Origin of the sequence: Corallococcus caeni (genome assembly GCF_036245865.1) — a bacterium.
GTDB lineage: Bacteria > Myxococcota > Myxococcia > Myxococcales > Myxococcaceae > Corallococcus > Corallococcus caeni.
This window is the reverse complement of record NZ_BTTW01000006.1, coordinates 216394-234181: the sequence shown is the minus strand read 5'-3', so window position 1 is coordinate 234181 and position 17788 is coordinate 216394. Positions and strand designations below refer to the sequence as shown.

The window sequence follows — 17788 nt, the reverse complement described above, 5'->3', positions numbered from 1 at the left end:
CGAGTTTGCTCGGCTCGATCTTGGCCCGCCGGACCTAGCACTCAGCAGCCGCCCTTTTGGTGGGCGGACCTGGAGACGTCCCCCGGCTACGATTTCCGCAGCGAAGCCACTCTGGACCGTGCTCGGCGGTCGTACACGCTGGGAAAATTTCCAAAAAAACCAGTGGGCCTGGGGAACTGTCGGTTTTGAGGGGTGGAGCGCTAGTTCCTCAGCGGCCTTTAGGCGAAACCCCGCGTAACTGACCGGCTGCTGTCAGGGGCGTGGATGCAAGCTGGGCAGGCGGCCCGTCCCAGCACGCTCCACATGCCCCGCCGTGACGCTGCGCGCTGCGCCCGTGGCCCGTGGCCCGGGGCCCGGCTTCCGGCTGTGTCGGCTGCGGCGCTCCTGGAGCCATTCAGGGCCCCGCCGTGGCGTTGCTCGCGCCCTGGTGCTCCCCCACCCCCTCCCGCATTGGTGCGCCATTTCTAGCGGCCTCCAAGGCCCGCCGTGACGTTGTTCGCATCCCGCTGCCCCCCCTTTGTCCCGTATGCCGGTTGCCGCGTTCCTAGAGCCTTCCAGGGCCCTTGCTGCGTGTCGTGACTGCCGCCCCGCTCGCACAGTTCCACCGGCCCGAATTGCTGGTGCGTGCGGCAGTGTTTATGCGGCCGGACCGCGCCTGGGTGCTCGCCAAGACTCCAAGGCGCCACAGCCACGCGGCGGGGGCTGTCTCCGTTTCGTGCCGTGGTTCGCGCACGCGCCCCTGCTATCGGCACGGGCGAGCGTCAAGGGCTGCTCACGTCAAAACCGCGTTCCCCAAAACCCCTAAACGCGCGCACCTCATAGGCGCTCACCTCTTCCTTATCCCTACTCCTACATCAACTTTCTCTATGGGGTTATAGGAACAGAGGTTTGACGGCTTGACGTGACATGGGGCTACACGGTGCCGCGGTGCCGCTTCGTTGCGCTGAGGGGTCAGCCGCGCTTGCCGTAGGGGCTTGGGACTTCACTTCGCTAGCCCGCTTGCCGTTGTCTTTGGTGACGTTCCTGCTCGCGCCTCTTGACGCCCGAGCTGTCGCGCATCGGCGTGCTTCCAGGTATCCACGATATTCTCGGATGCTGGCATACTCCGCAGTCGGCCAGCCTTACCCCTTGGCTCGCTGGTTCGACTGAAAGGACGTGACCATGCGACTCCGCGCCTGCGCCGCACTCCTGCTCTTCCTCGCGGCTTGCGCCACGCCGGCACCAAGCCCCAGGGCGCGCGCGTCCCGGAACCCGAGGATCGCCAACCTCCAGCGTGCGGCGGCGCTGCCGTGGACTGACGGAGGACGGTGCGTGGTCCGCGAAGCGTCGCAGTCTTGGCCGGTTCTGGTGGAGAGGTGCTATCGAGCCCTTGACCATGACCGGATCAAGTTCCACGACACTACGGGAAGATGCGCGGTCGCGTCCGCTGACGCCGCAGCTGTGGGAATCGGTTTCTGCGTGCTGGCGGCTCCTGAGATTGCCGTGGGAGCCGTGATCGTGCTTGGCGTGGTAGTGGTCGGCTTCGCCATCAAAGAAGCGCTGGACGCATATGAACTCCGCCATGCCTACCCCGAAGAGGCTGGGGCCTCACGAGGAACGAAGGTGTCATCCCGAGAAGCTGAGGTGCAACGCAAGCCCAAGCTGAAGCCCGAGCCAGCGGGGCAGGATTGGCTCCCTCCGGTTCCGCCCGAATCACCGGATCGCGAGCGCCGTTCCGAATGCAGGCCCGTCCCGGTGCGACATTTGGGCGGCAACGATCCACACAACGAATGCGCTGACAGGATCCCCAACAACAGCTTTCCTGGTTGGGATGTACTCGTCAATGGGAAGAACTTCGACGGGCTGGTCCTCATCAATCGCACGCTGTGGGATATCAAGACGGATGATTTTGAAAAACAGCCACCGCGCTCCCAAAGGTTCTTTGTCAGGATGAAGCTGCCTGAACTGAGGCGCGAGGCCAAGCTCGCAAGGGACTGCGGGTACAACTTCGTCATCGGAGTGCGAAGCGCCGCTCATAAAGCCGTGCTGTTCGACGAAGACCCAACCCTCAAAGTTGTCATCATGGACTGGTGTTGAAATGACGGCCGCTCACAGAACCCTCATCGTCATCGCCCACGCGCCTGCGCTCCAGGATGATGACGACCGCCCGACCGCAGTTGTCCATGCAATGGAACGTGCGCTGCCCGGCTTACGCCTGGGGTGGACGATGTCGGAAAAGGGGGACCTCGTCGCCTTGCCTCAACGCGACGAGTGGGTAGCGGCCAATACGACAAACGGCGGTTTCCCGTTCCTCTGCAACGATGATGACAACCAGCTCGTGACGCTGGCCGGACAGGAAAACCCCAATGGCCTTGCAGCAGGAAGCCCGCCGCATTTTGAAATCCATGCGGACCTGCCGCTCGACGCAGTCGGCCTCTCAGGGGCTGCCGATGTGCTTGCAGGTGTAGCGGAGGGCGCTCGCGCCGTATGGGGGCATGCAACGCCGAGCGGTTATGGTGGAATCGTGGCGCAACAGTTCCGCCATCCCGGCGATGCGCTGCACGTTCCGCCCCATGGACTGCCCTCGCTCAAGCTCCCATGGGACAGGTCCACGCCTGAGGTTCCGCACTTCCTCGGATGGCTGAACTACTGGTCTGCCGCTGCCGCACGGGCCATCGGGTTCCCAGACCTGGCTCGGGACGCGGACCTGCTTTCACGGGCGCGGCGCACGGCATCGGGCGGCTGGGTCGTGCAGCTCACCAACGCGCCGCTCGACCTGGACAACCCCGCCCACCTGGATGCGCTCCTTCGGGCCTATGAGCGCTTCCCGGAGATCGGCGGGCGTGCAGCGCCTTGACTCGATTCAGGGTCTTGGGATGCCGCTCCGCCTGTAGGACAGAGACCCACTGCGCAGGCGTCCGCGATGGTAGCCTTCCCATTCGGGAGGTCATGCACCATTGCTCCAACCGTTCAGATTGGCTCTCGCGCTCGTGCTCGTCTCGGGAGCTGCTGCGGGGGCTGAACCGGCCACAGGGGCGCGCGTTGATCGTAAGCGCTCCGTGACCATCGCCAGCACGCCCGCCGAACCGCTGCCCGTCGTCCATGTCGCGGCGGATGCCCGGACGGTGTTCCTGTTCTCTGCGCCGATCCAGCGGAAGACTCTCACCTTCGACGAATCCCGGATCCGCGTCCTGGACGCGGGCGAGCGGTCGATCATCGTTCAGCCCGTGGTCAATCTCGGCGACGGTGAGCGACAGGAGATCGGGGTCTTCTTCGCCGACGGCCGAGCGCCCACCCGAGCCGCCTTCGTGCTCGTGACAGACCCGCGCGACGTTGATGCACTGATTGACGTGCAACGCCCGGAGCCGCCGAATACGGCCTGCCAGCCCACGGCCCAAGCCCCGGTGCCGAAGCCGGAAGACTTCGTGCTACTCGGCTACGTGGACGCGAAGGGCGTTACGACGTCCCGCCGCAAAGGCACGCGCGATGCTGTACAGGGGTTGAGTTTGGACAGAATCGTAGCCTTTCGGGGCACGGGGTGGATTCTGGCGGACGTGACGATTTTTAACCGCCCTGAGCACCCCGCCTGGACACCACGAGAAGCGATGTTCGTGGGGCGAGTCGGCATGCCCCTGCGGGCGCGACTCGTAGCGAAGACGCCGGGAGCAATCCCTCCGGGGGAGAACGGGCGCGTTCTGGCGGCCGTGGAAGTGCCAGAGGCGGAAGCAGACCTCGTCTTCACCCTGGAGGTGCGTGGGGATGGGGAACGGCGGCTCACGATTCCAGACGTGCGTTTCATGAAGCCCGCCGCGGAGGATGCCCAATGAGCGCGACGCTGCTCCACGTTCCGCCCGGTTCGTTGATTGACGGGTGGCAGGTTTCCAAGCCACTCGGTGACGGAGGCTTTGCGTTCGTCTTCCTTGGCGAAAAGAACGGCAGGCACCGGGCCATCAAGGTGGCCCAGCATCGGGAGTCCAGCGGCGACCCCAAGCAGACCCATGCCCGGACGCTGCGGGAGCTGACGGCGCTGCTCATGCTGGACCATCCCCACATCGTCCGGCCGCAGGGGTACGGCGTGGCGGAGAGTGGGAACCTGTACCTCGCACTCGACTACGTGGACGGCTGGACGCTCGCGGAGTGGGCGGAGCGCAAGCACCCGACCGTTCGCGAAATCCTCGGGGTCTTCGAGAAGATCGCCGGTGCGCTGGCATACATGCATCGCCGGGGCATCCTGCATCGGGACTTGAAGCTGTCCAACGTGCTCGTCCGCAAGAGCGACGGTGAGCCCGTCATCATCGATTTCAGTTGCGCGACCTACACCTTCGCCGAAGGCCTGACGGATGGGGGGTTGCCTCCAGGGACAGACCGCTATCGCGCGCCCGAGCAGTTCAAGTTCCTGCGCGAGCACAAGGACGAGCACCGGGCCCGCTACGCCTTCCAGGTCGCCGACGAAATCTTCGCAGTCGGCGTCATGCTCCATGAGCTGCTGACAGACCCACGCCCGACGGAGTTTCGTCCGCGCTTCGACTTGAACAGCCCTGCCCTCCCACCGCCGCCCCCTCGATTGGCGAATGCGCGGGTGCCAGCGGCCCTGAGCGACCTCGTCGAGACCATCCTGGCCCGAGACCCCAAGGGGCGTCCGGTCGATACCGAAGCGCTGCGCCGCGAGCTGGCGGATCTCCGTGCCGAGCGCTCCGCTGAGTATGACGTGCCGGCCCATCCACCCGCTGAACAGCGTCACGGAGGGCCAACACCTGGGGCACTGGCGATGCCCCCCACGCCGCAATCCCTCAAGCGGCATGTGACCATGATGGAGCAACCGCTTCGCGCGGGAGGGTGGCTCGCAGGCGTCGTTTGTATCGTCGCGCTCGTCATGGCTGCGGCCCTCTGGCGCTCGTCAGGGAGCGCCCCCGGCGGGACTGCCGGGTCGCACGACGCCACAGCCCCACGCCCTCCTCCTGCCACCACCCAATCCGCGCCGCCCCAAACACCCCCTCCTGCTATGACACCTGTTGGCCCTTCGTCCGTGACAGTCCCGGGGCCAGTCATCGCCGCTGCCCCGAAGGAAGGATCCGCCTTGAAGAACCCAGCACCCGAAGCCTCGCCCCCAGGACGTGCGCCCCGAATGCCGAAGAAGTCCGTTGCCGCCGTCGAGTGCGCGTCGCTGTCGCTTGTCGCGGCGCTGGCGGTGGGCTGTCCGGGTGCCCAGATCCGACCCGAGTCCTTTACCTGCCCGGCTGGGGCGGATGAGGCCATGCGGGAGCAGCTTCACTGGAGGGACGGAGACTCATTCATTCTTCAACTCGACGACCGCCAATCGATGCTTGAAAACGTGTGGTTCACCGCTGGCGCGGAGGTGGTGGGGGTGGTCCCCAAAGGCATCAACGACGACCGGCAGGCCGCGGTCGCCCCTCGTGGGACGCGCTTCTACGGCAAGGCCTACTACCTCTCCGACAAGATGGGGCGTGTGGATGGGCCGGCCCTCGTCGTCCGGTACGACCGAGTGAAGCTCCCGGGGCAGGAGGAGCAACCCATTTGCTTCGTGGTGGAGAACGAAGCCGTGGCGTTCAAGGACGGCAGGGTGAAGGGATACAATCGGGGCGCCGGGACAGTCGTGCACCGCTGGCCCTGAGCAGCCCCGGGGCGACGTGGTGGGTAGGTGCTTGATTTCGCCCCCTCCTCCTCAAACGCGACATGACCTCCCAGGGTCGTTCCACGACGGCCCATCCCACGGGTAACGTCGCCCACGACGCGTCGGCCTTCGGATGCCTGCGCGAAGAGGAGGAAAGAGCATGTCGGAAAGTGAGTTCAGGCTTCCACGCGGGGCGATTCTCTTCACGCGGGATGGCTTCCAGTACGAGTTCCGCGAAGACCTGGGAGAGGTCCACCACGGTTTGAGTCTCCTGCTGGCCCGGCGCCGCACCTCCGAGGGCAACATCCGGGGCAAGGTGCTGCTCAAAGCGGTGGGCGTTCCGAAGTTGATGGAGCTGCCTCGCATCAAGCGGGCGCGGGCGAAGCTTGAAGAGCAGGTGCGCCTCGCGACGTACCTCGACCATCCGGGCATCCTCCGTGTCCATGGGCTGCACAAGGCGGAGGGGTGCTGGTACGTCATCACCGAGCATCCGTCGGGGCACAGCATCAACACCCTGTTGACGCTCTCGGGGGAGTGCGGTCGCCGGTTCTCTCCCCTCTTCACCCTCCACGTCGGGGCGCGCGTCGCCGAGGCCCTGGAGCATGCCCACGAGGCAAAGGACGAACAGGGGCGCTCCCTCAACATCGTCCACCGGGCGCTCGACGTTGAGCACATCTTCGTCGATTGGAACGGTGACGTGCAGGTCTCCGACTTCGGGCTCGCTCTGTCGGACCTGCCCGGCCGCGTTTCGTCCACGGTGCGCCAGCCACAGGGGGATGCATTCTACTCCTCCCCGGAAATGCTCCTGACGGGCCGCGTGGATGCGCGCTCGGACCTCTTCGCGCTTGGCAATGTCCTGCTTGAACTCGCGACGGGGAAGAACCTCCTGGATGCCCCGGACGCCTTGACCGAAGAGGTGAAGGACTCGCTTTCAGTCAGGCAGCGCGTGCGGGTCCGACGTGCCGTCAGGAGGGCTCGGCTCGCTGGAAGCCCTGTTGGCGTGGAGGACGCGATCTGGCGCGCGGCGACCTACTCGCAAGCGGACCTGGAGGCGTTGACGGAGCCGCTTCCGCAGGGACTGGGCCTGGCTCTGCGCAAGCTCCTCCAGCCCCGCCCGGAAGCCCGCTACCAGACAGCGCGGGAACTGGCGGCGGACCTGCGCCGCTGGCTCGGAGAGGGAGACGCCTACGGTCGGAAGGAAGCGGTGTCGGAGCTGCACGAGATGGCGAAGCGATCCCGCGAGGTGATGGTCGAACTGGGCATGCGGCGCCCCCGTGGCCTCCAGGTGTCCCAGGACGAGATCAGCACGAACTAGCCACGCTGCCTGGGAGGAGGCCCAACTCCAGGCCCGCCATGTTGCACGTATGTCGCATGAAGCTGCGGCATGGGGTGGAACATGGCGGGACAACAGGTCATGCGGCGGGATATCGAATCCGAGTCGCTCCGAGCGGTAGCGAGGTAAGGGCGCGATCCTGCTGGGAGTTTCGCACCGCCCGGTGCGGGTTCGAATCCCGCCTTCGGCACATCTTCAAGCCCAGCAATCCCAAAGCGGCCTTGCTCCCCGCTATTGAACCGTCACGGAGATCGCCGCGGACGTGGTGACATTGCCCGCCACGTCGGTGGCCCTGGCCGTCAGCGTGTGTTTGCCCTTGGCCGCGCTCAGGAGGTTCCAGCTCACGCTGTAGGGCGCGCTGGTGTCCGTGCCGAGCACGGTGCCTCCATCGTAGAACACCACCTGGGTCACACCGGCGTTGTCGCTCGCGCTGGCCTGGATGGTGGTGCTCAGGAACAGAGCCATCAGCGTCGCCCCATTCGCCGGAGAGGTGATGGCCACGGTCGGAGCGACGTTGTCCACGGTGACGTTGCGCGAATCAACCTTGACGTTCCCGGCGGCATCATAGGCCCTGGCGTAGAGCGTATGACTGCCATTGGCCAGCCCCACCGTGTCCCAATTCACTGAGTACGGCGCGGTGGTCGCGGTGCCGATCAGCACCGAGCCGTCATGGAACTCGACCCTCGTGACGGCCCGGTTGTCGCTGGCGCTGGCCGTCAGCTGCACGCTCCCCCGAACATAGGTGGCCGCGGGAGCGGTGAATGACACCGTGGGAAGGGTGTTGTCGACGACCACCAGGACCGCCACGGAGGTCCCCGTCCGGCCCAGACCATCGTAGGCCTTCGCCGTGAGCGTATGGGTGCCCGAAGCCACGCCCTCGGTATTCCAGCTCATGCCATAGGGCGCCGTGGTGTCCGTCCCCAGCAACGTCGCGCCGTCATAGAACTCGACCTTCGTCACACCGGTGTCGTCCTGCGCCGTGGCCGTCACCGTCACCGTGCCGAGCAACTCGGCATTGCTGGCCGGAGCGGTGAGGGCCGCCGTCGGAGCGAGGTTGTCGACAATCACCGAGACCCCGGCGGAGGTCCCCGTGAGGCCAGCGCTGTCGTAGGCCTTCGCCGTGAGCGTATGGGTGCCAGCAACCACGCTCGCGGTATTCCAGCTCACGCCGTAGGGCGCCGTGGTGTCCGTCCCCAGCAGTGTCACACCGTCATAGAACTCGACCTTCACGACGGCCAGGTTGTCGCTGGCGGTGGCCGTCACCTGCACGATCCCCTGGACCTGGCCCGCGGCCGGAGCGGTGAGCACCACCGTCGGAGGCGTCACGTCCGACTCCGGCGGGCCGACCGCGAACATCAGGTCGTCATGATCATCATAGGCGCCGGTGCTGCAGGCCGAGGCCGTGCTGCCGCCAGACAGGTAGCTGGCGCGAACCGCCTGCACGCTTCCCGTGGGCAACACGTACTCCGTCGAGAGGACCTGCGAGCCACTCGCGCTCGCCCGGAGCGTGGTCAGGTACGTCCACACGGGGGCCGCGGCATCGCGCGCGTAGAAGAGAGCGACCGCATCGGAGTAGCTGTTGTCGACCATGGCCCCGACCTCGAGCCGGACGCGCCTGCCTTCCGCCAGGGAAGCCCCGTTCACGCAGGAGACCGCGATCCAGCCGACCCGCCCGGACGGGTACGAGCCCCCCGCTCCATCGGCACAGCCATCCAGCGTGTTGGGCGGGTGGAGCTCTGGGAACTGGGAGACGACACCGCGGCCCTGCAGGAGCGACTCGGAATCACAGACACTGGAGACCTGGGCGCACGCAGGGACCTTGCGGGTGGCGTCGTACACGGCGGTACCCGGCTGCGCCACGCTCACCGTGACCGGGGCGCTCGTGGTGAGGTTGTTCGCCGCGTCATAGGCCTTCACGGTGAGGGTATGGCTGCCATTGCGCACCGCGTGGCTGTCCCAGGTCATGGCGAAGGGCGGCGAGTAGCTGGACGTGGCGTAGCTGCCATCGACGTAGAGATCGACCCCACGCACGCCACGGTCGTCGCTCGCGCTCACCTGGATGGAGACCCGTCCCGCCAGGCTCGCCCCCTGCGAGGGCGAGATGAGGGACACCGTCGGAGGCGTGGAGTCATTGTCCACGATGAAGGAGCGCGTGGCCGATACGCCTACGTTGCCGGCGCCGTCGTAGGCCTTGGCGATCAGCGTGTGAGCGCCGTTGGCGACACTCCGGCTGTCCCAGGCACGGCTGTAGGGTGAGCTGTTGCCGCCTGCCCCCAGCAACTGTCCATCGAGGAAGTAATCCACCCTGGCAATGACATCATCATCGGCGGCGTTCGCCGCGAAGAAGGCATAGGAGCTGACGGTGGCGCCCTCCGCCGGTGAGCTCACCGAGACCGTGGGCGCGGTGACGTCGCTGGCCACCGTCACCCCCACCGCGGGCGAGGTCCCCACGTTGCCATAGGAGTCATATGCCTTGACCGTCAGCGTGTGGCTGCCATTGGCCATCGAGCTCGGATTCCAGGAGATCGCGTAGGGCGAGGAGGAGTCCGTCCCAATCAACGCACCGTCCACGTAGAGCTCGACCCGGACGATCTGCGTGTCATCGGTGGCGGTGGCCTGGACCTGCACGGTCGAGCGGACCGTGGCACCCGCCGAGGGCGAGGTGATGGCCACCGTGGGCGGAGTGTTGTCACGCACGACGGTCACGTTCACCGGCGCGGACACCTCCACGTTGCCCGATACGTCGTACGCGCGGGTGGTCAGGGTGTACGGGCCGGTGGGCTCGGCGAAGGTGTTCCAACTGAAGGCGTAGGGAGACGTGGAATCAGTGCCGAGCAGGCGCGTGCCCGCGTACAGCTCGACCCGCGCCACCTTGCTCGGGTTGCCAGCCGTGGCGGAGAGCGTCACCGTTCCCACCAGGGTCGCCCCGTCCGAGGGGCTGGTGATCGTCGTGAGGATGGAAGCGTGGTCGTTGTTCACCGACACCACCACGGGGCTCGAGGGGCCCGCGTTCCCCGCGGCGTCCCGGGCCACCGCCGTCAGCGAGCGGCTGCCGTTGGGCGTGTTCCAGCTGTTCCAGCTCACGCTGTACGGCGGCGTGTCATCGGTGCCCAGCAGGGTCGTCCCCTCGTAGAAGTCCACGCGCGCCACGTCGTAGTCATCACTCGCGCTGGCCGTGGCCGTGGCCATCCCTGTCAGGACCGTGCCCCCGGCCGGAGAGGTGAGCTGCACGGAGGGCGGCGTGGTGTCCGGCTCGTCGGCGAGCGTGAAGACCAGGTCATCGTGGTCATCGTCATTATTGGAGCCGACGCTGCACGGGGATTGGGTGTGCGTGCTGAACCAGTAGCTCGCGCGCACGGCCTGCACGCTTCCGGAGGGCAGCCGGTACTCCGTGGAGACGGTCTGCGGGCCATAGTTACCCTGCACGAGCGTGGTCAGGTACGTCCATGAGGGGTGGGCCGCATCACTCGTGTAGTAGAGATCCACCCCCTCACGGTTCGGGCTGAGGGCATTGATGGTGACATCGATCCGGACCCGCTTTCCGGCCGCCAGGTTCGTCCCATCCGGCCGATACACGCGGATCCGATCGATGGCTGTCGAGGTGCCCGGATAGAAGGTCGCGGTGCCGTCGGCGCATCCATCCAGGGTGTTGGGCGTGTGGGCCTCGGAGGCAGAGCCCCTGTTCGCGAGCAGCGTGACCGAGTCGCAGTAGTAAGACGGCGTGGTGCAGACCGGGACCTTCAGGGTCGCATCGTACGCCGCGGCGCCCGGGTTGCTCACCGTCACGGTGACGGAGGCGCTCGTCGAGCCATTGCCCGCGGCATCCATGGCCGTGGCCATCAGCGTGTGGCTGCCATTGGCCTGGAACGTCGAGTCCCACGTCAGCGCATAGGGAGCCGAAAGAACGGTGCCGAGCAGCTTGCCATCGACAAAGTAGTTCACCCTCCCCATCTGCCGATTGTCATTCACGGAGACCTGGAGGGCGACCGTGCCGCTCACATTCGCGCCGGAGGCCGGCGAGACGAGGGCCACCGTCGGAGGTGTGTTGTCGTTGTCCAGTACGACGTTCAGCGGCCCCGCCATGGTGGCGTTGCCCGCGGTGTCATAAGCCTTCACATAGAGCGCCCAGGAACCGTTCGTGAAGTAGCGGGCGCTCCAGGTCACATCGTAGGGCGCCGTCGAGCTGCCGCCGATGAGGCGATAGTTGGAGGGCGGGAGCAGATAGTAATACTCGACCCGCACGTTCCCGCCCCGGTCATCACTGGCACTGGCGGTCAGGTGGACATCCCCGCTCACGGCCGCGCCCTCCGCGGGCGAGAGGAAGGACACCTGCGGCGCGACGATGTCGTTGTTGACGATGACGTCCACAGGGTCCGACGTGGTGTCGAGGCCCGCCGCATCGTAGGCGCGCGCCGTGAGGCGATGGGCGCCGTTGGGCCATCCCTTCGTGTTCCACGTCAGGGAGAAGGGAGGACGGGTGGCCGTGTCGACGAGGGTCGCGCCGTCGTACAGCTCGACGCGCGCCACGCCGAAGTTGTCGCTCGCCGCCACCCCGACGGTGACGGTGTTCTCCACCGCCGCGCCCGCCGTGGGCGAGGTGATGGCCACCGTGGGCGCAACGGGGTCCGACTCCTGTCCCACCGCGAAGACCAGATCATCGTGGTCGGAGCGGGAGTCCGGGTTGCACGCCTGGGCACTTCCTCCGGTGCGGTACACCCCACGAATGGCCTGCAGGTTGCCCGGAGAGAGGAGGAATTGGGTCGAGAGGACCCGGTCTCGATAACCGCCGGGAGAGAGGGTCGTGAGGTATGTCCAGACGGGGTTGCTCGCGTCGGCCGCGGTGTAGAGGTCCAGGGCTTCCTGCCCGTACTGGTGGCTGGCCCGGACCGTCGCCTGGATGGTCACCCGCTTGCCCTGCGCGAGCGCATCCCCCGCGTCCCGGAAGACAGCGAGCCGCTGCAGCGCGGGGCTGGGGAGCTCCGGCCGGTCCGTTCCATCCGCGCAGCTCCCCGTCAGGGTATTCGGGGCATGCGGCTCGGGGCCGAGCGCTCCCCTCCCCTCGAGCAGCCACACCGAGTCACACCGGCTGCTCACGCTCGCACAGGCGGGCACCTGCCACTGCGCGTCGAAGGCCGCGTTGCCCGCGTTCTGCACCGCCACGTCCACGGGCGCGCTCTGCGTCCAACCACAGCCGTCGTCGTACGCCCTGGCGGTGAGCGTGGTGGGGCCGCTGCTGGCGGTGGTGGTGTCCCAGGCCAGCGCGTAGGGGGGCGAGGTGACCGTGCCCAGCAGGTGCGTGCCCGCGTAGAACTCGACCTTCGTGACGCCCACGTCATCCGTGGCGTTGGCCGTGAGCGTCACCGTGCCGCTCAGCGCCGCTCCGGCCGCCGGCGCGGTCAGGGCCACCTGCGGTGACCAGGTCGCCTCCAGCACCGAGCACGGGGTGTACAGCAGCCGGTTCGGCGCGCCCTCGGTGCCGGAGACCTTGTCCGGCGTCACGCGGCTGATGAGCCTGTTCGCGACCTCCTCGGGCGTGGCGGTGGGGTTGGCTTCCAGGTAGAGCGCGACCGCGCCCGCCACATGGGCGGCGGCCATGGAGCTGCCGCTGGTCAGCAGGGTGTCGCTGTAATGACCATAGGTGCCCGTCGCACCCGGCCAGGCCGAGGTGATCTGCGAACCCGGCGCGAACAGGTCCACGCAGCTGCCGTAATTGGCATACGAGAACCGTTGGTCCGTGTCGGTGGTCGCGCTGACGGTGATCGCCGCCGGAAGCCTACCGGGAGAACGGGTGCACGCATCCGCGCCGAAGTTGAAGGGGCCGCCCTCGGTGTCGCCCGCGGCCACGACGTAGGGGATGCCCGCGTTGATGGAGCGGGTGATCGCATCCTCCAGGGCTTGCGTGTCCGCATAGGCCGTCAGGCTCAGGTTGGCCACCGCCGGCTTGATGTGATTGGCCGTCACCCACTCGATGCCCTGGATGGCATCGGACACGTAACCCGCGCCGTCGCAGCCGAGCACGCGCACCGCGTGGAGCTTCACCCCCTTGGCGACGCCGTAGGTCTTGCCTCCGATGATTCCCGCCACGTGGGTGCCGTGGCCATTGCAGTCCGGGTTGCCCTGATTCCAGCTGTAGCTGGCGACGTCGTATTCGAAGCGGGCGCGACCCTCGAACTCGGTATGGGGCGTCCAGATGCCCGTGTCGAGCACGTAGACATGCACCCCGCTGCCCGTCCGGCTGTAGGAATAGCCCTGGTCCAGCGGCAGGTCGTGCTGATCAATCCGATCCAGGTTCCACGGAGGAGACGGCTGCGTGCTGGCAGCCCTGATCATCCCGTCCTCTTCGACGTAGCGCACGCGCGGGTCCAGGCTCAGCCGCCGTGCGTCGGCATCGGTCATCGTCGCGACGAACCCCGGGAGGGCGTGCGAGTACACGTGCCCGACCTTCGCCCCGTGGAGCGACGCCAGTTCGGAGGCTGCGGACGCCACGCGCTGCGTCGGCGCCTGGAGCGCGGCCAGCGAGGCCTTTTCCTCGAGGACGACGATGTACCGCCCGGGGAAGGCCTTCTCGGTCTTCAGCAACCGGGTGCCGGCGACGAACGCCTTGCCGCCCGGGCTCGCGCGCAGCGGGGAGTCGGCCTCCGCCGCGCCGGAAGAGGTCTTCGAGTCGCAAGCCAGGAACGCGAGGCTGGCGGCCACCAGCATTGAAAAAATCCGCATTCTCTAAATTGAGCGACGAACGCGAAATGGATCGCGCTCCGGATGCGACGCGAAAGGACGCAGGTTCGAACCCCGCCTTCGGCACATCAGGACAGCAGCTCGACGTAACCGTCCGTTCCGTGCACGCGGATCCGCTGTCCATCCCGGATCCGCCGGGTGGCCTGCTCCACCCCCACGACAGCTGGCAGGCCGTACTCCCGCGCGATCACCGAGCCGTGAGACATCAGGCCTCCGACCTCCGTCACCAGGCCCTTGACCGCGACGAACAGAGGGGTCCAGCTGGGATCCGTGTAGGCGGTGACCAGGATGTCGCCCGCTTCGGGACGGGCCTCCGCCATGTCCAGGATGACTCGGGCCCGCCCCTCGATGGTCCCCGCGGAGACCGGCAGGCCCACCAGCGCGCCGGCCGGCACATTGTCGCGCCGGTACACCCCGGTGATGACCTCGCCATCCGACGTGAGCACCCGGGGCGGCGTGAGCGCTTGATGCGACCGGAACGTTTCCTTGCGCTGACGGATGAGCCGCGCATCCACCTCGTTCGTGCGCACGACGTCCTGGAGCTCCTGGAACGTGAGGTAGAAGATGTCTTCCTTCTCACGCACCACGCCGGCCTGCACGAGACGCCCGGCCTCTTCCAACAGGGCCTGCCTGTAGACAAAGTATCGGTTGATCTTTCCGTACTTCGGATACTCCCGATAGCCGGCGAAGGTCCGGACCCGGTCGATCATCCGCTTCGTCTCCTCGGCCTTCGCTGCCCCGTCCGGCAAGGCCCGCAGGCGCTCCAGCACGTCCTGTTCCTTCTTCCAGGCCTCCTGCCGTCCCTGCTCGAAGCGCCGCTTGCTGGCGCCCGGCTCGAAGTTCTGGATGTTGCCGAGGATGAGGGGCACCAGCGTACTGGGGCGTTCGCTCCAACGCGGCTTCGTGATGTCGATCTCACCGACGCAGCGCATGCCGTACTTGTCGAGCCACGCCTGGATGGCGTCTCGCGCCTCCCGTCCGCCAGCCAGCCGGGGCAGTTCGTCCAGGAAGCCTTCGTCCTTCACGTCCTGCAGGAAGGCCACCACCTCCGGATGCGGGCGGATCACGTCCGCGACGTCCAGGAGCGCCAGCCCCATCTCCGACGTGATGTTGTTGGGAACGGACTGCGTGAGCGTGTCGGCCGCGTTCTTCTCACCCAGCCACGCCTGGAGCTGGTCGTTGAGCCACCAGGTGGCCTCCATCCCCGCCATGATCACCTGGAAGCTTCGCGGCTCGAACAAGAGCCGCTTCAGCTCCTGGAGGTCCGCCAGGATGAAGTCGAGCAGCGCGGTTCCTGACTTCGTCCGGATGTCTCGCTTCAAGACGGCGAGGGAGGCCTCGCTGCGGTTGATCAGCTCGTCGACGATGGCCGGGTCGGTCTCGAGCGGAGCTGGGGCGCCGCCAGCCGGCGCCGCGCGAGGCCCTTCGTCCGGGAGCTGCCGGATGAAGTCGCTGCGTCCGATGACGGTCCGCAGCGCGTCCCCGGTCAGCGGATCGGATTTTCCCGCGAGCCCCAGGAGGCCCGCGCGGCCCGCGGGCGTGGCCAGGTTCTGGGTGACGTCGACGAACAGCCTCCCTCCGGCCTCGTACATCGGCCGCATGGCCGTCAGCTGGAACAGGGAGAGCCCCAGGGGCTTCATGGCGTCGGTCATCATCTGCTGATGACCAACGGAGAGGTAGACGTGGTTCTCCGGGTCGTTGGCCGCCGGGATGGGGAACAGCGTGGTGATGGGCCGGCTCTGGACGAACTGGAAGTCATCGTCGGACAGGCACCATTCGATGTCCTGGGGACGGCCGAAGTGCGCTTCGATCCGCCGGCCCAGCTCCACGAGCCGAACGACCTGCGCATCCGTCAGCGCGGACTGCCGCTGCCGCTCCGGCTCGATGGCCTGTTCGTGCGTCCCGCCTCCCGGTGAGGCCTGGATGGCGAGCTGCTTGGTGCCGACCGCCTTGTCGATGACCTCGCCGTCCCGCACCTTGTAGACGTCCGCGTTCACCCGGCCGGAGACCAGGGCCTCGCCGAGCCCGAAGCTGGCCTCCACGGAGGCGATCTTCCGATGGGAGGTGATGGGGTCGGCCGTGAACAGGATCCCGGCCGCTTGCGGGAAGACCATCCGCTGCACCACCACCGCCATGCGGACCTTCCGGTGGTCGAAGCCGTTGCGCAGGCGGTAGATCACGGCCCGCTCGGTGAAGAGCGAGGCCCAGCACCGGCTGACGTGCTGGAGGATCGCCGCCGGCCCCACGACGTTCAGATACGTGTCCTGCTGACCCGCGAAGGAGGCCGTCGGCAGGTCCTCCGCCGTCGCGCTCGACCGGACGGCGTAAGCGGCCTGCTCTCCTGACTGGACGAGCTGCCGGGTGATGGCTGCCGCCAGTTCGTCAGGCATGGCGGCCCCTTCAAGGGTCTGACGGAGCTCCGCGCTGAGCGCGCGGAGCTGCTCCTGGTCGTCCTGCTTCAGGCGCGACAGCCGCTCCAGCTGAGCGTCGAACGACGGTGCTTCCACGAGGACCCGCTGGAAGGCCTCCGTCGTCACGCAAAAGCCAGCCGGCACGCGGATGCCTTCAATCCGTGAAAGTTCCCCCAGATGCGCGCCCTTGCCGCCAACGAGCGCGACCTGCGTCTGGTCTATCTCCTGGAGACCCAACACATAGCAGCCCATGCGAACACCGCCCTTTCGCGAAAGGGCAGCACTGTACTCCTGACCGCGCAGCGGGCGCTGGTGTTTGGACTGTGGGAAATCATCACCGGGAATTCGCCGGAGCTTGATAGAATGGTCATCAATGGCTGGCGAACGTCCGTGAGCCGTTCGCCTACCGCCGCGCCTTCATGGCCCCGGTGGACCACAGCGCCCACCCCATCAGCACGGGCTGGAAGAACAGTCGCACCAGCCGCTTGGTGTCCGTATCGAGGCCGAACGCGGAGAGGTGCTTCGCGTACTGATGCAGGTTGCCGGGGAAGACCGCCGCGAAGAAGGCCGCCAGTCCCAGCCCCACGAGGGCCCGGTGCCGCTTGTTGAAGAGCAGGGTCAGCCCGAGCCCTATCTCCACCACTCCGGAGAGAAGGACCACGACGTCCTTGTCCATCGGGACCCAGTCCGGCACCTGCGCCTGGAAGGGCCCTCGCGCGAAGGAGAGATGTCCCGTGCCGGCCCCGACCATGAACGAGCCCAACACCCCGCGTCCCACGTTCTGCAAGGGAGTGGTCCTGGTTTCCTGCAGCACGTGGCACCTCCGCTCCGGGTCAGCCTCTCTGGAAGATGAAGAGGGCACGTGACGGGTGCAAAGGCAGGGTCGAGCCTGCCTGGACGCTGGGCCTCCGGGGAATAGACTCCCCGCCCATGATCAAGCTCTACCAGTTCCACCCTTCCGGGAATTGCTACAAGGTCCGTCTGCTGCTGCATCAGCTCGCGATCCCGTTCGAAACGCAGGAGGTGGATCTCTCCGCGGGAGCGACGCGCACGCCGGAGTTCAAGGCGATGAACCCCATTGCCCGGACCCCTACCGTGGAGCTGGAGCCCGGGGTCTTCCTCGCCGAGTCCAATGCCATCCTCTGGTACTTCGCCGAGGGCACGCCCTTCATCCCCACCGACCGGCTGGAGCGGGCGCGGATGCTCCAGTGGATGTTCTTCGAGCAGTACAGCCACGAGCCCTACATCGCCGTGGCCCGGGCGTGGCTCAGCTTCTTCGGTGTCCCCGCTGGCAAGGAGAAGGAGCTGGAGGAGCGCATCCAGAAGGGCTACGCCGCGCTCGACGTCATGGAGGGAGAGCTGAGCAAGCGGCCCTTCTTCGCGGGCGAGCACTACAGCCTCGCGGACATCGCGCTGTATGCGTACACGCACGTGGCGGAGGAGGGCCGCTTCGACCTGTCCCGCTATCCCGCCATCCGCGCCTGGTTCGAGCGCGTGCAGGCCCAGCCCCGCCACCTGCGCCTCACCGACGTCATCAAGGCGCCGTAGGCACCACGGCCCTCGGCCAGAAGTCCCGACATGGTCGACGCGAACAGCGCGATGACCTGCTCGTTGGGCGCCGCGCCCTCCCGCTGAGGGAGCAGGGCGGCGGCGCCCACGGGTCGCCGCCTCCGGACGAAATCCGTTTTCGCTCCGCGC

At 67.1% G+C, this 17788-nt stretch carries 9 protein-coding genes; 6 read left to right on the top strand and 3 right to left on the bottom strand.

The window, feature by feature from the left end:
• The first annotated feature begins 1161 nt into the window (after nt 1-1161).
• The 5 genes from AABA78_RS25220 to AABA78_RS25200 all read left to right on the top strand — a co-directional run bounded on the left by AABA78_RS25220 (nt 1162) and on the right by AABA78_RS25200 (nt 6926).
• Nucleotides 1162-2076 carry a DUF6310 domain-containing protein gene (locus tag AABA78_RS25220; RefSeq protein WP_338266531.1) on the top strand — a complete coding sequence of 305 codons (915 nt, stop codon included), beginning with the start codon at nt 1162-1164 and terminating at the stop codon, nt 2074-2076.
• Between the two features lies 1 nt (nt 2077).
• Nucleotides 2078-2836: a DUF5953 family protein gene (locus AABA78_RS25215; protein ID WP_338266529.1), complete on the top strand. Its 759-nt coding sequence runs from the start codon at nt 2078-2080 to the stop codon at nt 2834-2836.
• A 100-nt stretch (nt 2837-2936) separates the two neighbouring features.
• Nucleotides 2937-3806 carry a DUF2381 family protein gene (locus AABA78_RS25210; protein ID WP_338266526.1) on the top strand — a complete coding sequence of 290 codons (870 nt, stop codon included), beginning with the start codon at nt 2937-2939 and terminating at the stop codon, nt 3804-3806.
• Complete coding sequence (locus tag AABA78_RS25205) at nt 3803-5611, top strand: serine/threonine protein kinase (protein ID WP_338266525.1); 1809 nt, start codon at nt 3803-3805, stop codon at nt 5609-5611. Before AABA78_RS25210 ends, AABA78_RS25205 begins: the two co-directional genes overlap by 4 nt.
• A 160-nt stretch (nt 5612-5771) precedes the next feature.
• Nucleotides 5772-6926: a serine/threonine protein kinase gene (locus AABA78_RS25200; RefSeq protein ID WP_338266524.1), complete on the top strand. Its 1155-nt coding sequence runs from the start codon at nt 5772-5774 to the stop codon at nt 6924-6926.
• A gap of 249 nt (nt 6927-7175) precedes the next feature.
• On the opposite strand, the gene AABA78_RS25195 is transcribed toward AABA78_RS25200, so the two are convergent.
• From AABA78_RS25195 to AABA78_RS25185, 3 genes are all read right to left on the bottom strand, one after another.
• Nucleotides 7176-13646, bottom strand: coding sequence for an Ig-like domain-containing protein (locus tag AABA78_RS25195; RefSeq protein ID WP_338266522.1), 6471 nt, complete (start codon nt 13644-13646; stop codon nt 7176-7178).
• Nucleotides 13647-13747: 101 nt separating this feature from the next.
• Nucleotides 13748-16342: a rifamycin-inactivating phosphotransferase gene (gene rph, locus AABA78_RS25190; RefSeq protein WP_338266519.1), complete on the bottom strand. Its 2595-nt coding sequence runs from the start codon at nt 16340-16342 to the stop codon at nt 13748-13750.
• 151 nt (nt 16343-16493) lie between these two features.
• The gene (locus AABA78_RS25185) at nt 16494-16868 is read right to left on the bottom strand and encodes a DoxX family protein (protein ID WP_338267205.1); all 375 of its coding nucleotides are present in this window, start codon (nt 16866-16868) and stop codon (nt 16494-16496) included.
• 152 nt (nt 16869-17020) lie between these two features.
• On the opposite strand from AABA78_RS25185, the gene AABA78_RS25180 reads away from it, so the two are divergent.
• Nucleotides 17021-17638: a glutathione S-transferase family protein gene (locus AABA78_RS25180; protein WP_338266518.1), complete on the top strand. Its 618-nt coding sequence runs from the start codon at nt 17021-17023 to the stop codon at nt 17636-17638.
• The last annotated feature ends 150 nt before the right edge of the window (nt 17639-17788 follow it).